At 36.4% G+C, this 17,391-nt stretch carries 7 protein-coding genes; all 7 read left to right on the top strand.

Annotated features, from left to right (window positions below):
- Window positions 1–5,557, top strand: a 5,557-nt coding sequence (locus GQ46_RS00005; RefSeq protein WP_052503359.1) for a T9SS type B sorting domain-containing protein, incomplete at its 5' end; no start/stop codon positions are given.
- 42 nt (window positions 5,558–5,599) lie between these two features.
- Window positions 5,600–6,574 carry a type IX secretion system membrane protein PorP/SprF gene (locus GQ46_RS00010; RefSeq protein ID WP_044397221.1) on the top strand — a complete coding sequence of 325 codons (975 nt, stop codon included), beginning with the start codon at window positions 5,600–5,602 and terminating at the stop codon, window positions 6,572–6,574.
- 103 nt (window positions 6,575–6,677) lie between these two features.
- The gene (locus GQ46_RS00015; RefSeq protein ID WP_044397223.1) at window positions 6,678–7,175 is read left to right on the top strand and encodes an OmpH family outer membrane protein; all 498 of its coding nucleotides are present in this window, start codon (window positions 6,678–6,680) and stop codon (window positions 7,173–7,175) included.
- 25 nt (window positions 7,176–7,200) lie between these two features.
- Window positions 7,201–7,758, top strand: a complete 558-nt coding sequence (locus tag GQ46_RS00020; RefSeq protein WP_052503360.1) for a hypothetical protein — start codon at window positions 7,201–7,203, stop codon at window positions 7,756–7,758.
- 4 nt (window positions 7,759–7,762) lie between these two features.
- Complete coding sequence (locus GQ46_RS00025; RefSeq protein ID WP_044397227.1) at window positions 7,763–13,630, top strand: hypothetical protein; 5,868 nt, start codon at window positions 7,763–7,765, stop codon at window positions 13,628–13,630.
- Between the two features lie 7 nt (window positions 13,631–13,637).
- Complete coding sequence (locus GQ46_RS00030; protein WP_156133058.1) at window positions 13,638–16,664, top strand: hypothetical protein; 3,027 nt, start codon at window positions 13,638–13,640, stop codon at window positions 16,662–16,664.
- Window positions 16,664–17,389: a hypothetical protein gene (locus GQ46_RS00035; RefSeq protein ID WP_044397231.1), complete on the top strand. Its 726-nt coding sequence runs from the start codon at window positions 16,664–16,666 to the stop codon at window positions 17,387–17,389. The genes GQ46_RS00030 and GQ46_RS00035 overlap by 1 nt, the downstream gene beginning before the upstream one ends.
- The last annotated feature ends 2 nt before the right edge of the window (window positions 17,390–17,391 follow it).

Genomic DNA, 17,391 nt, shown 5'->3' on the forward strand with positions numbered 1-17,391 from the left:
AGTGTTTAATGGCAATAATGTTCTTAATTTAGATCCTGCTATAGCGACCAATTGGGACATCATAGTTAGAGATGCTAACGGTTGTGAATTCCCACTTTCGGTAATAATTGCAGAAGATGCAGTACCAACAATAGATCCAGTAGCCGCACAATGTTATGTAGGTTCTCCTTTAAATATTACCTTATCAGGCACAACGTATAATGGAACAGCGACTTACAGTATAGGAGGTCCATTTCAAAGCAGTCCAAACTTTACAATAACAACACCAGGGACTTATACCCTTAGCATCCAAGATGATAATGGATGTGTAGCAACAACCCCTTATGTTGTTAATGACCAGCTGATATTAAGCGCAGCCTTAACTAAGGACTTAGATTGTACAGCAACCCCTGATGCTACTATCACATTAACAGCAACGGGCGGAGATACCGTGTATACCTATGAAGTATCCACCGATGGTGGTGCGACCTATAGCCCAATGGGTTCTAATGTATATACCGCTACTACTGCAGGTACCTACACTTTTAGTGTAACAGATGGCGCGGGATGTGAAGCCACAACAACGTATGTTTTAGATCCAATTCCAGCTATTGTTTTTACTACCGTAGAAACCGATGTAAGCTGTAATGGCGGAAGTGATGGTAGTATTAGCGTAACTGTTACAGGAGGAGCTGGTCCTTTCCAATACCAATTGGACGCAGGAGCCCTTCAGAATTCAAATGTATTTACAGGCTTATCACAAGGGACTACTTATATTATTACTGTAATAGATGCGCAATCGTGTACACAAGCAAGTGCGCCAATAACCATAAGTGAACCAACAGTATTAAGCGCTTCAGCTACATTATCTGTAAATACGACCTGTGATGTAGAGACTATAATCACCGTATTAGGACAAGATGGGACGCCTACGGGAACAGGAACAGGTTATTACTATAGTTTTAATGGCAATGGCTTTACCACAACAAATACTTACACGGTTAATAATAATGGCAGCGTTCAAACGGTTAATTATATTGTAAGAGATGCTAATGGCTGTGAAGTACCAGGTTCAGTAAACGTAGATCCATTGGATCCACCTACCGACTTAGACTTTAGCGCCACAGCAATTACCTGTTTAGTGTCTACTAGTGATGTAACGTTAACAACAACCAATGGTGTAACACCATTGAGTTATGAAATTCTATCACCAGCAAGTGCTACAACTAATACAACGGGCGCTTCAACAGGAATATTTACTGGCTTACCAGCAGATGACTATATTTTCCAAGTAACCGATGCCAATGGGTGTACTTACCAAGAGCTATACACTGTTGCAGACGTTGAAAATATTACTGTTACAGGCCAATTAATTAGCGATGTGACTTGTAATCCAGGAGCAAATGGAGAAGTCTTATTTACTATTTCCAACTTTGCAGGGACTTATAGCTATTCTATTAACGGGGCTCCAGCAGTAACCGGGCAATCAAGTCCAACGGTTACGGTTTCTGGCTTAACAGGACCAAGCACCCAAACAATAGTAGTTACCGATGAAACTACGGGTTGTCAATCAACAACATCAGTTGATGTCGCACAACCAGCAGCCTTAGGTTTAATCTTAGATACGAATATTAATGCGACCTGTAATATGGGAGCACAAGTAAGTGTTATTGCTTCTGGCGGTATAACTCCATATTCATACTCTTTTGTAGTAAGCGGTAGTCCAGCAGGACCTTATTCGTCTTCAAATACAGCGATTTTAGATCCTGCGGTTTCAACGACATGGGACGTGTATGTTCAAGATGGTAATGCTTGTGTTATTACAACGCCATTAACCGTTACTATTGCAACAGACCCAGTGCCTTCAGGAATCACAATTTCAGGATTAAGTCAATGCCCAAGTGCAACAAACGACTATACCTTTACAGTAAACGTTGGTAGTGGAATAGCCCCTTATGAATATAGTATAGGCAACGGATTCCAAACGAGTCCAACCTTTACGGTGAACAGCTCAGGAAACTATATTGTAACGGTAAGAGATGCCAATGGGTGTACCAATACAATCCCTGTTGATATTTTACCAGCTTTAGAATTTTCAGCAAGCATAAGCACTTTACCAAGCTGTTCAGATGATGACGGGGAAATTACGGTAACCGGTTCAGGAGGTTCAGGTACTTATAGCTATTCTATAAACCCAAATACAGGAATTACTTTTGCAGGTAATGTGTTTTCAGGCGTACCATCAGGGACGTTTACGGTAACGATGACAGATACTACAACGGGATGTACAGAAGACATCAGCTTAACCTTAGGGGCAGCAACACCGGTAACATTCACTACGTCTGTAAACGATGTAAGTTGTAACGGCGGTAGTGATGGTGTGATTACGGTTACTTTACCAGCGAGTAATGATAACCCAGTGTATACTTATGAGATAACGGCACCTATAGTTGTAGGCCCGCAAAACTCTAATGTATTTGCAGGATTACCAGCAGGTACCTATACAGTACAGGTAAATTCAGGTAGAGGCTGTTTAGAAACTGCAGATGTTGTGGTTGGTGAACCTGTTTTATTAGACGTTTCAGCCACAGCAACAGATTTTGCTTGTGCAGCAAATAATTCAGTGAATACGTCTACCATAACCATTACAGAAACAGGTGGTACAGCACCTTATACTTATAGTATTAACGGTACTAATTATTTCACGACCAATATTTTTGACATTAGCGATACAGGAAGCGTGCAAAACTTTACGGTCTATGTACAGGATGCTAATGGCTGTATTGCAACAAATACTGTTGCCATCGCACCATTACCAGTAATAACAGATGCTATTGTAACAATTAATTCGCCAATAGACTGTAATACTACCGGTTCGGTGATTATTACTGTTACAGGAGGTTCAGGGAATTTCACTTACCAGATGTTACCAAATGGAACAGCACAAGGTTCAAATATCTTTGCGATCACAACCCCTGGCACTTATTATTTCCAGGTGAATGATTTAGATACGGGTTGTACCTTTGCAACAGCGCCTTTTACAGTGGCTCCGTTTGATACAGTAGATGCCGTAGCGACAGCGACGACACCAGTAACGTGTTTTGGAGATACCAATGGAACCTTAGAAATTAATGTAAGTGGCTATACTGGTAACTATACTTATGAAGTCTTTGACGCTTCAGGAACTTCGGTAGGAGGAGTAGTAGCGGCTAATACAGCAACAAATCCACAAGTGATTACAGGCTTATCAGGCGGTAATTACACCGTAGAAGTTGTAGAAACCGACAGTCCGTTTTGTACCACAACAACCAATACGGTTACTATTGGTTCACCAGCTAGTGCTCTAACAGTAACAGCTACAGAAACTTCCAATGTTACCTGTACCAATACTCAAGGGACTATTAACGCGGTTGCCAGTGGCGGTTGGGGTAATTATCAATATGAGTTAACAGGGGCAGCTACAGTGCCATATTCTACTAATGGTACCTTTGAAGGCTTATCAGCAGGAACTTACACAGTAAACGTTATAGATTCAGCAGGCTGTATCGCATCAGATACAGTGACCCTTGATGAACCAACACCAATAACAGCAACGTTTACACCAAGTACTACGATGCTCCCTTGTTTTGGAGATACCAATGCGAGTATTACGGTAAGTAATGTCACTGGCGGACAAGGCAGTAATTATGTTTATATATTAAACACGACCTCCCCAGTACCGAGCGCCTCAGGGCCTCAATCTTCACCAGTATTTGATGGGCTAGGAGCAGGCACGTATAGTGTTAGTGTTACCGATGGGTATAGTTGTCTTGTGACTTCTGTAGATATCGTTATATCACCACCCACTCAGGTAGAAGCGAGTTTAGTAGTAAACGCAACACAAAGCTGTTTAACGGAGTCAACGCTAACCCTGAATGCTAATGGAGGCACAGGGCCATACAGCTATAGTGAAGACAGTACCTTCACAACCGTGTTAGGTTCATTTGTATCATCGACCACGTTTTCAGTACCAGTAGGAACGTATTCTTATTATGTTCAGGATGCCAATGGTTGTATCTCTAATGTATCGAATGACATTACTATAGAACCGTTACCAACGTTAGTCCTTAATTTAGTATCCTCTAATCCAACCATTAACTGTGCTGGAGATAATACAGGAATGATAAGTGCAACAGCAGAAGGCGGTTTAGGCAACTATGTGTATACCTTAGAAGATACATCAGGAAATCCAATACCAGCGACTCAAAACAGCCCAGGGATCTTTACAGAACTAGTGGCAGGGACTTATGTGGTTCATGTGGATAGCGGCGATTGTGAGTCTACCACAGCACCAATAACAATAACCGAACCAGCTAACCCATTAGCAGTTACTTTCGTTGTTACAGATGTTCAATGTTTTGGAGCTAATAATGGTACGATAGAGATCACGGCTACAGGAGGTACAGGGATTATAAAATATGCCATCTCACCACAGTTGAATCAATTTTTTGAGACGAATATATTTGATAATCTATCACAAGGCACTTATGATGTTATTGTACAAGATGAGTTAGGCTGTTATGTGATTATTAATTTCACGGTATCAGAACCAGCAGCAGTGCTTCTTAATATTGTAGCTAATTCAATTATACCAGAGGTTTGTGAAGGCGATAATGATGGCGAGTTTAGTATAGAGCTCTCAGGCGGAACAGAACCTTACAGTGTAAGTTTAGACGATTATAATGGCGTTTACACGGTAGGCGCTATAGGTCAAACCCAGTTTGATTTTACAGGCTTAGCAGGTGGCGACCACATTGTCTATGTTCGTGATAGCGCGAGTTGTGAATCAGAATGGAATATCACCTTCCCAGAATCGGTAAGATTAGACCCAGAAGTGGTCATTGATTATACGTGTATAGACAATGCAGCAGCTAATACGGTTAGCGTTAGTGTAGATGAGAGTATCACAGATCTTACAGATGTAGATTATTCATTAGACGGCGCAGCTTACCAAGCGAGTAATGTCTTTATCAATGTCGCAGCAGGGGTAGGACATTATATAGATGTAAGACATACCAATGGTTGTATTGTACGAACAGAGTTATTTGATATTATAGGCTTTGCTCCTTTAACACTAACCTTAAGTCAAGGCGGGTTAAATGAGATTGTAGCAGAGGCCAATGGGGGTGCTACACCATACCAGTTCACATTAAATGGAGAAGATTATGGTAGCACCAATACCTTTATTATATATGCTTCAGGCGTTTATAGGGTAACTGTTACAGATAATAACGGTTGTACGGCAGAAGCTGAAATACCAATGGAGTTTATAGATGTTTGTATACCAAATTATTTCACACCAAATGGAGACGGCGTTGCTGATGGTTGGGGCCCAGGCTGTGCAGAGATTTACAGAAATCTTGAAGTAGATATCTTCGATAGATATGGTCGTAAAGTAGCGGTCTTACGCGTAGGAGAATACTGGGATGGTAAATATGAAGACAAAGAATTACCAACTGGAGATTACTGGTATGTCGTGAAGTTAAATAGTTCAGAAAACGAGCGTGATTTTGTAGGTCATTTCACACTATATAGATAATCATAACAGATAGGGATGTTATCTTAAAAAAAAATAATCCAAATGAAAAAAGTACTAACATATATATTTCTACTGGTATTACTCAAAGGGTATGCACAGGAATTAAATTTACCAGTTTGGACGCAATATTTGGCAGATAATGATTTTGTAATCTCGCCTACTTATGCGGGTATTGGGGATAATTTAAGAATACGCGCCAACGGCTTAACCCAATGGGTAGGTATCAAAGATGCGCCAGATAACCAGTCGTTGTTTGCCGATTTTAGAATCGCAGACCGCTCGGGTATTGGTTTATCCTTGTATAACGATAAGAATGGAAACACGCGTCAAAAAGGGGTTAAGTTCTCTTTTGCACAGCATTTAATTTTAGATTACAAATCCAAACAGTATTTGTCCTTAGGACTCTCTTATAATCTGAATAGTTTTAAAATAGACATTAACAACTTTGAGGGTAGCTATGAAATGCCTATTGTCGATCCAAGTATCGTTGATGACCGTTCGATATCAAACCATAACTTTGATGTAGGGGCCCTATACCGCTACAAGGACTATTATTTAAGTTTAAATGCGAATAATATCTTACCCAAGGACATCGATAATTTTACAGGCATAGAACCAAGTTTGCTATTAAACTACCAGGTATATACGGGTTATGTGATGAAAAGCCCGTCCAATAAAAACGTTGAATTTGAACCCTCTCTTTACTATCAATTATTTAGTAGTGACGGGCGTTCAAGTACGGATATAAACTTTAAATACCGAAAATTCAGCAGGAATGAAAATTACTACTGGGTTGGCGCCTCGTATCGTTTTCTTAACGATCAGTTTTTTGAGCCTTTAAACCTGGGGCCTATGGCAGGCATCATGCAAAATAAATTTTACTTTGCGTATTCTTACCAGATGACCATGAATGATTTATCAGGATACAACTCAGGAACACACATGATTACCATAGGTATCGATTTTCTACAAGGTATGAGTAACTGTCCGTGTACAAAATCAACGGTAAGGCATTAGATATCAATTTGTTAAAAAAATAAGTAGCGATAGCTGCTTTTTTTTTTGCTAATTTTAACATTTTTTTAATACTTTTGCACGACTAACTAAGTTGCAACCAACATTGAAAAAAAACCTACCATTCATTAATGGTCTATTGATAATAGGCCTTATTCTTTTTATAGCATTTTCTTATTTTTCTCCTCAAGAAAAAAAACAAGTCTACATTGACAATATAAAATTGTTCAACAATTTTAAAATGTCTAAAGAAATGAATCTTTTACATAAAAATAAAATAGAGACACAAGCCAAAAAGGTAGACAGTCTCTATCAATTATTTCAAATATCAATACAAGAAAAAAAAGAGGATAAATTACTTCAATATAATTTACAACAAGAAAACAACAAACTTGAAGAGTATCAAAATTATTTCACAACTTCTGTAAGTGACCAGGTATGGCAGCGCCTGAATGGTTATATAAATGACTATGGAGAATTAAAAAAATATGATATCATATTAGGTACGTCTGGTAATGGTAATATCATGTATTCAAAGGATGAATTTAATATAACAGAAGATATTATAATTTTTGCAAATTCAAAATACGAAGGTGTTCAATAGAATTGTAATATTCCTAATTTTTTGTGTGACTTCTCTTTCTTGTGTTAAGGAAAAAAATGAAGTGACTACAAGTGAAGACATCAACCTAAGACTTGATAACCTCTCTAATGGCGGTTGGAAAACGAAAAAAATCAACCAATATATCGGTAACATAAACTACACAGCTACCGAAGTTCCCATTGAATATTACATTATAAAGCAACAAGGCTTAAACGATTTGAGCACCATCGATTCTATTAGTAAAGCGAATAGTAGAGAGCGAATTATTGAGTTTCAGTTTTCTCACGATGAAGAAAAAGACTTGTTCTTAAACGAGTTTACGAAGAAGGATTACGAAGAAACGGTGAAATATGCTGCTTTTAAGATCAGTGAAGACTACTCTGTAGTAACCTCTAAAGGCGATACTATTGCTTGTGTTGGTGCTACTTTAGAACGTAACTTCAAAGTAGCGCCTTTTAAAAGAGTACTCCTTTTTTTTACAGGAATCCCTGAAAATGAGAACCTACAATTAATATATAATGACCAATTATTTGGTAACGGATTAATAAAATTTAGTTTCAACCAGAAACCATTTAAGTTATAAAAGCATGAGTTTTAAGAAAATAAGAAAAGGTAAATTAACAAAAGTTGTTGCCTGTTATTTAGCATTACAATTAATTATTACCATTGTACAGCCTACTGCAGCTTTTGCATTAACCAGTGGGCCATCTCAGCCAGAATTTAACGCTTTCACGCCTATTGGAACTTCTGATATGGTGAATCTGTCTAGCGGTGATTTTAATTACAATTTACCAATCATGGATGTAGGAGGTTATCCTATTAACCTGGCCTACGATTCTGGTATTGCTATGGGACAAGAAGCCTCTTGGGTAGGGCTGGGTTGGAATGTAAATGTTGGACAAATTGCAAGAAATGTCCGTGGCTTACCAGATGATTTTAATGGTGATAAAATGGTCTATGAAAATAATATTAGAGCAAATAATACTTTTGGTGTAACGACGAGTTTAAGAGTGCCAATTTTAGGGTTTGATACAGATGATTTTTTACCAGTTAGTTTAAGCGCTAGTTTAGGAGTTAAATTTAATAATTATAATGGGATTACTTTTAATTCTTCGTTTGGGCCTAGTTTTGATATTTCTAATAATGTAGGATTAAATTTCAATGTAGGCGCTACGAATGGAGAAGGTGCTAATGTTAATGCAAGTGTTAGTATAAAACAAAAAGGGAAAGATAAGACCACAAGTGCTGTAAATGGATTTAAAACTACTTTAGGTATTGGTCTTAATTCAAGACAGTCATTACCCACATTTAGTGCCAATGTTACAAAATTAAAAGGAGGGACAAAAACATATACTAATTCTGGCGGCACAACACGTAGCAGTGCATCAGGAGCAGCAAAAGGTAGTGGAGGCATAGGACTATCTTTCAACGATAGCATGTTATTTACCCCAGCAAATGATTTGTCTTACACAAATTTGAACCTTTCTTTAAACCTTGGGTTTGGTGTAGAAATATTTGGTTTTGAAGGAGATGCACGACTTCAAGGTTGGGCGACATTACAGAATCTTCAGAATGATGAAAAAAATAAACAAATTAATGCTTTTGGCTATTTAAACACAGAAAATGGAGCGGTAGGAACTAGTATTCTAGATTTTAATAGAGAAAATGATCGTACTGTAAGTGAAAGAACTAATGTTTTGCCATTGACAAATTACACTTATGATATTTATTCTGTGCAAGGACAAGGCATTGGTGGTATGTTTAGACCCTTTAGAAGTGAAGTAGGTACTATTTACGATGTAAATAGTGGGAATTTTGGTGTTGGAGGCAACGTAGGCGTTGAGCTTGGAGTAGGGGCTTATGCTGAAGGTGGTGTAGATGTGAAAATTAATGCCTCTAACAGTTATTCTGGAGTTTGGGGCACCCAAGCACTTGAAAAATTTATTTATGATAGCGAAGCACCAAACCAGAAGATTGGCTATGAGCCGGTCTATTATAAAATGGTTGGTGAATTGACTTCAGATGCAGAAGTGGATCTGTTCGAAAATAAAATGTATGATAATGCCCCTGTAAAATTTGATATTGTCGGAAGTAAATTTAATAGAGAAACGAATAATAAATATCAAATAAAGAAATACAATTCAAATTTAAGTATCAACTATGTAAATAGTTTGATTAACAAGGTAAAAAGAGACAATCGTTTGCAGCGTACGCAAACGATACAAATGATTACTAAAAAAGATGCGAATGCTGCTGGCGATGGTTTAATAGAAATCAATCCATTAGCTAAAAATCACCATCATGCAGGTATAAAAATATTAAAAGGCGATGGGAGTCGTTATGTTTTTGGGGAAACAGCTTACAATAAGACCAAACGTGAAGTCACTTTTGCTTTACCTAGAGGTAATAATGATACAAATTGTGCGACAGGTTTGGTCAACTATAATACAAGCTGGAACACTACTGGTAATAGTAATGGGAAAGATCATTTCTTTAACGCAATAAACACACCAGCGTATGCGCACACTTATGCATTGAGCTCTGTTTTGTCATCAGATTATGAAGATTTAACAAGCAATGGTCCTACCTTAGATGATTTAGGCGCTTACACTAAATTTAGTTATCAAACGACAGGTGACTATAAATGGCGTACCCCTTATTTAGCTAATACAGCTCTATATAATGCAGGGTTAAATACAGAAGATGAAGACCAAAAAGCCAGTTATGTTTATGGTACAAAAGAATTAAAGTTTTTAGAGAAAATAGAAACAAAAACACATACTGCTGTTTTTTATCTAAGTGATCGTCATGATGCTATAGGTAGTGCTGGAGAAAATGGAGGACTAGGCGCAGGTAGAATGCAACAAATAGACAGTATTAGACTGTATTCAAGACCAGAATATGATGCCAATCCATCTACAGCCGAACCCATTAAAGTAGCGCATTTTGAATATGATTATTCACTCTGTCCTAATATAGAAAATAACGATGGCGCATTTTATGATGGCGATAATGACGGAGAGGATGATAACCTTAATAAAGGAAAATTAACACTTAAGAAAGTATATTTCACCTATAGAAATTCTAATATGGGCAAATACACGCCTTACGAATTCAATTACAATACTTTCAATCCTAAGTACAATTTAAAAGGTCATGATATTTGGGGTAATTATAAAAAAAATGCTTCAGCCCCAGAAGAGACTCCTGCTATTGGATGTGGTGATAACGATTTACCAACTACTGCAGAATTTCCCTTTGTAGACCAAAACCAGACAAAAGAACAAGCAGACAAAAATGCGAATGCTTGGACCCTATCGTCTATTAATTTGCCTTCAGGCGGTAAGTTAGAATTGGAAATGGAGTCCGACGATTACCGCTTTGTTCAAGATCGTAAAGCCATGCAAATGTTTAAAGTTGCTGGGGTAAATAATCAGGCAGCGAATAATCCTTCAGGTACTGTGTTATATAATAGTTCCAGCCACAACTATTTTATGCATATTGAATTACCAGAAAATGTAGATGCCACAACTTTCAAAGAAAATTACTTGTTGGATACAGAAAATGCTGGTTTAGGTTATATTGGTAGTGAATCTAATCCCTTGTATTTTAAATTTTTATTAAATACGACACAAAGCCAATTTGACTATGTTACAGGCTACGCAATACTCGATCTTTCGACTATTAATACTTATTTACATACAGATGGAAAAACATATGCTTCTGTTAAGTTCAGAAGTGTAGATAGAGAAGGGGGTATTTTTAATTCTGGTTTACAAGTGAATCCAGTCTCAAAAGCAGGTTGGTATTTTTCTAGAAAATATTTAAACAGACGTGTATATAATCTGCCAGATGCAAATTTTGATGGTCCAGGAGACTTTCTTCAGGTTGGTAAAGCTGTTGTGAGTGCCTTTGGAAACATTGCTGAGATTTTTCAAGGTCCTAATCAAGTATTACAGCGAAAGAAAAATGCAAGAGAATTTAAAAAAGAAAAATCCTGGGTAAGATTATACCATGCTCAAGGACGAAAATATGGCGGTGGCTTAAGAGTTAAAACAATCCAATTACATGATAATTGGGATGTCATGACCGATAATATTGATAATGAATTTTATAAAAAAAATTACGGACAAGAGTATACTTATAATGATGATTTAGGTTTAAGTTCTGGTGTGGCTACCTTTGAACCTAATGGGTCTAGAGAAAATCCAATTGTGCAACCCTTTTATGATGATGCACAACGCTTACAGGCCCCAAAGGAGTCTAACTATGTAGAAAAACCTATTGGAGAATCCTTATTCCCTTCGCCAACCATCACGTATTCTAAAGTGGTTGTTAAAAACCTGCAACGCGTTGATGACAATGATCCTACACTTGTTGTTAAAAAACATGCCACAGGAGAAGTGATTAGTGAATTTTACACATCAAGAGATTTTCCAACCTTAACAGATCATACAGATATAACCAACAATTTTGATACCAGTGGTTTTATAGGGAAATTACTTAAGGTAAAAACGCAAAGTACCATTGCCTTGTCTCAAGGGTTTACTGTTGAAACGAATGACATGAATGGAAAGCAGAAAAGCCAACGTGTACGATCGGAATCTCAAGAACCTGGTGAATTTTTATCGGGCGTCGATTATATATATTCATTAGAAAACAGTAAAAAACTAAATAATAAATTAAATGTTGTAAATGCCAATGGTACCGTAACAGAAAATCTTATTGGTGTGCAATATGATATGATTACAGATTTTAGACGAAATACAACGGAAACAGTAGTTGGTGGTTTTGACGGAAATTTATCGGTTTTATTGGGATTGTTTGGAATTCCAATTCCACTTGGGTTTGTTTTTCCAGTGATTCAAACCGATAAAAATGATTTAAAAATGGCTACTGCAACAAAGGTTATTCATAGAACAGGAATCATGACTAAGAAGGTTGCTTACGATTTAGGGTCCTCTGTAGAAACCGAGAACTTAGCCTTCGATGCACAGACAGGAGATGTCTTGTTAACAAAAACAATAAACGAATACGGTGATCATTATTTCAACTTCAATTATCCTGCAAACTGGCATTACGACCACATGAAATCGGCGAGTAATAATATCAATTTACAAGGAAGATTAAAGGCGTCTGGTGAATTTCATTCTATTTTGCACCCATTTAGTACCTCTCAAATACATATTAATAATCATACGCTAATTGAAGGGGATAGACTTATTGTAGATGGTGTTGGTGTATTCTGGGTTGTAGAAAGAAATGCTTCCAACCAAGTTAAATTAATGGATGCTAACGGGCAAATTAAAACCGTAAGTGATACTAAGGCCTTTAAAGTATATCGATCGGGTTATAAAAACCAACCTATGGCGAGTATGGCTTCTATAACTACACAAAAAAATCCATTAGCATCTGGTCGTATTAGTACGAGTACAGATTTTACACCTTTTCAAGTAGTAAATGCAAGTGCTGTGGAGTACAGTGATGCATGGAATAGTCAATGTGAATTTAGGTTACCTTATAATGATGTTGAAGGCTTGTTTGACGACCAAGGTAATATTGCTGATATAAATATGGTAGGTTTTAACCCTTATCTGCACAATGTAAAAGGAGAGTGGCGCGCCATAAAATCGTATGCCTATTTGACCTCTCGTAATAATGGCGTGGTAGGTTATAACCCAAGAAAAGAAGGCTTCTTTAAAACCTTCACACCATTTTATAGAGTGAATGCTGCCGGTGCTTGGAGTAAGAATGATACCAATTGGACCTTTGCAAGTGAAGTCACAACATACAGTCCTTATGGTACAGAATTAGAGAATAAAGATGCCTTAAATCGTTATTCTGCTGCGCAATATGGGTATCGTTATACTTTACCAACTGCAGTGGGTTCAAATACAAAATATCAGGAACTCGCTTTTGATGGTTTTGAAGATTACGACTATACACCCAACGTCTCTGGAGCATCTAGTGAACCTGTGAATGCGCACTTTAGTTTTAAAGATGAGTTAAGTACAGACGCCATTTTAGATTATAACAACTCACACACCGGGCGCTCTAGTTTAAAAGTGGTTAAAGATAAACGTGTGTCATTACTTAAAAATTTGGATGGCGTTAATGAAAACCCATGTCAAACCATACCTAGTGGTATTGAGGTATTACTTGAAGATTCTGGAAGTAATGAATGCTCTAAAACATATTTAATAAGAGCAAATTGCACTAATATTTATTACAATAGTGTTATGGATCAAGCCGATACTTTTATAAGAGTTTTAGATAGAGATGGTAATGAGCTTGCTAGTATAGAGGATTCTGCTACTGGAGCGATTACATTACCCTTTAGTCAAGATGCTTTTATAGAAATTGTGTCTTGTGAAGATGGTATTCAAGACAATACATATATAGAACTTAAGTGTAATACAGCGAGTTGTACTGTTGTAAGGTTTGACTTAAATTAAAATAGAGATGAGAAAAATAATATATACACTAATACTACTTAGTTTTGTAAATCTTTCGTTTGCACAGGGTAATTACTTAATGAATACTAATGATCCAGATATGGTTCCATTAACTGGTACTAACCTAGATGGGATTTTAGGAATTAATCTTTGTGTTTCGCAAGGAATTTATACAATAACTCCAGTTATAATTAATTTAAATAATACAAGTGAAGTCGCACCAGCCGATTTAGAATATGAACTAATTTCCACTTCGCAAACAAATACTGTTACTCTGCCTACTCAACCTCCTGTACTTGGTTCTATTCAAATTAATCTAGAGGATTTAAGAAATAATTTAAATATGACTAATCGTCAAAGAAGGATAGTTTCATTTGCAATAAAAGTTAAAGAGTATCCTAATAGTGATCCAAGAAGTGTATACAATAATATAGATAGAGTTTTTAATATAGAATTAAGTAATGATGAGCCACTTACTGGGAATAGTGTTCAAGACATAACAATATCTTGTGGTAATCAAGCACGTTTAAGTAATATTATTACTAACTCAATTTATGGTTATATATCTTACTATGATAATCAAGGTAATTTAGTTACAGGTAACGCAAATGTTAATGAAGGTGATGTTTATTTACTTTATCCAAGATTTAGTTCTATAATTGGAAATAATGGTGGTACATGTAATATTTCACCATTACAGATTACTATTGGAACTGTATCTGAAACCAATGCAGAGCCTTACGTAGGGCCTAGGTTAGGTAATAACTATGGTGACATTTCAGTCTGCGACGTCAATAGTGAGATTATAATACCTCTTTTAAGTTATGAATCAAGCTTCCCTCTAGACCATACTGATGGAACGTATAGGTTAAGAAGATCAAATTCAACGTCAATAGCATTAACGAACCCAGTATTTGTTAATGGTGTTTTTTCTCATTTTTTAGTCGACCTATCGACTTTTTATAGTAGCTCAACTTACGATTCAAGTTATAGAGTACAGTATATACCATCTAATCCACTAGATTCTAATGGTAACCCAACTCAGCTGTGTTCTGATATATATTCAAATTCTTTTTTTATTGATATAACGAATGAATTTACAAATGTGTTTCACAATTTTGACAGAGGCTATTTTACAAACGGATTAGATGATTTGGATTACGATGGTGTTCAAGAAGATGAATTAACATACAAAGCGATGTATAATTTGTTTTTAAGAGGACAACAAGGCTATTTTAATAATGAAGGTTTGACAGCTGCACCAGACTTACAAGGCTTTTTGCAATACCTAGGTTATACATATATGATGTATAAAGATGATGGTGCTGGAAATAAAGTTCAAATTACTACTAATGCCGAATATAATAGCATCGTAGCCGAACTAAGTGATTTAGAAGTTAATTGCAATGAAGTATTCTATTTTAAAGTGACTAGTAATTGTGGTGATTATCATTTTGATAATGATTATGAAGAATATAAAACTTTAACAATTAATCTAAGAGACCTAATAACTACTTATACAAATCCTGATCAATACTTTTGTAGTGCAGATGATCCAACAGTACTAAGTCTATCATTAAATAGAAGTGTTACGGGTAATCCGTTAACCTTATGGGGATCGAAATATGGCAATGATTTGCTTTATGATGCAGCGGGTAACGGGGTTATTTCTGCAACGACACCACTAGAAGAAGGAGATGAATTTTGGATTCAAGAATTTGGAGTGCCCACATTTACAGCTAATTGTACTGGTAATCTGTCAAATATGTATTCATCGCAACGTTTCTATATTAAAGTTCATATTGTAAATAATTGCAGCCCCGAAACTGGCGAATGCCTATGTAACTCCTTTGAGTTAGAACGTGGCGATAAATACATTGTTAGTGCTTGGGTTAAAGAAGACCAGGATAAACAAGTGGTATCATACGAAAACGCAAAATTAGATTTAACCTTTTTAGAGGGAGACCAAGTTAAAGAAGCGTTCTCATTTTCACCCTCTGGAGAAATTATAGAAGGTTGGCAGCGTGTTGTTGGTGAGTTTTTTGTGCCTATTACAGCAACAAAAGTGCGCATCGATTTAAATAATGCTGATGCTCCAGAAACAGTACCTTTTAATATTAGTGATTATTTTGTACCTAGACCACCACAGGTATTTGGCATTCAAACGTATACCATAAATTTTTTAAATGACGATTTTTCAAATTGCGGAGCCAGCTCTACATATAGCTATAGAATACTAAGTAATGGACCATTAGAAGAAAATATAGTATACAGGTATACGCCATTATTTGGATATCCCCCAGTTCCAAATGCTAGTTCTGGATATATAACGGTAACTAATGAAACTAATAATGTAGCACCGCTTTTGGGAACTGTAACAAACCAGGCTACAATTTCATGCAATCAATTTTCACAATTAATTATTGCTAATCCAGAACCATTAGATCCACAGGTAGTAAATTTAGACCCCTACTTTGATGATTTACCATCAGTTTTCCCTGGTGTTACAAGACGCTACGATGTGGTTGATGTAGGTAATGAGTTTACCAACTGCGATGGTATACCAACAACACAGATTAAAATACAATCAAGTGAAGAGTTATTGCCCAATAAAGTTTATAAACTGAGTACCTCACGAGGGTTACCAAATAATGTACCCTTAGATTTACTCTCACCTTATATTAAGGTTAGTAATCCTACTATTGCAAGACGTGGAAGATCACGATTTGTAGAAAAAGTTGCTACTATTTCTTGTGATGCATTAGCAGATTTATTTATAATAACAGAACCAGAGCCTAATGAACGCGTAGATGTGTTTTACGACGATATTAGAATTCACCCCTTTAATGGTAACATGAAAAGTTTTGTTTACGATCCCATCACGCAACGTTTAATGGCAGAGTTGGATGAGAATAACTATGCCACCATGTATGAGTATGATGAAGAAGGCGGATTGGTTAGAGTAAAGAAGGAAACAGAGAAAGGGGTTTTTACCATTCAGGAAACACGATCTAAAAGCGCAACCAAAGAATAATGAAAAAAATTACTATACTATTATTTTTATTAACGGTTACGGGTGTTAGTGCACAAACGTTCGACGAGGTTTTTAATCAGTTTAGTGCTGTAAAAAAGAAGCAAACAGACTACCAAGTAACACTTAATTACAACCTTTATAAAGGCATAAAAGGGACCAAGTCTTATGAGCAGTATTCTGGCTTGATGGCCAAATATAACACTCACACCTATCAGGAAATTGGAGCTATGGTTCATCTTCAAATGCCTAAAGGCTTCATAAAATTAAATACGGAAGAAAAAGCCATGCTCGTGGGGTTATCATCAGAGGATGTACAACCGAGTCTTGAGGCAATAGATCCTGATTTAATTTATTCATATTATGATAAAGGCACACTGGAAGTTACTAAAACAACCTATAAACTGAGTTTTAGTGCTAAGGAATATTCGAGTTTGCCAACATCTAGGATAGAGTTTCACCTCGATAAAAACACTTACCAACAGTCCAAAGTTGTTATTTACTATTCGAGCTTAAAAGATTTTTCATTTTATGAAAAAGACCATTTAGAGAAAAAGACAGATGCATTAGTCGATTTCCCAAGATTAGAAATAAGCTATTCAGATTATAGCTCTAAGATTAAAATCAACAAAAATTATTTTTCACAAGACACCTATATAAAAGTTACACCTAATAAGATTTCAGGAGTATCGCAATACAAAAATTTCGAAATCATTTTAGCACAATAAGT

It is taken from the genome of Lacinutrix sp. Hel_I_90 (assembly GCF_000934685.1).
Taxonomy (GTDB): Bacteria; Bacteroidota; Bacteroidia; order Flavobacteriales; family Flavobacteriaceae; genus Lacinutrix.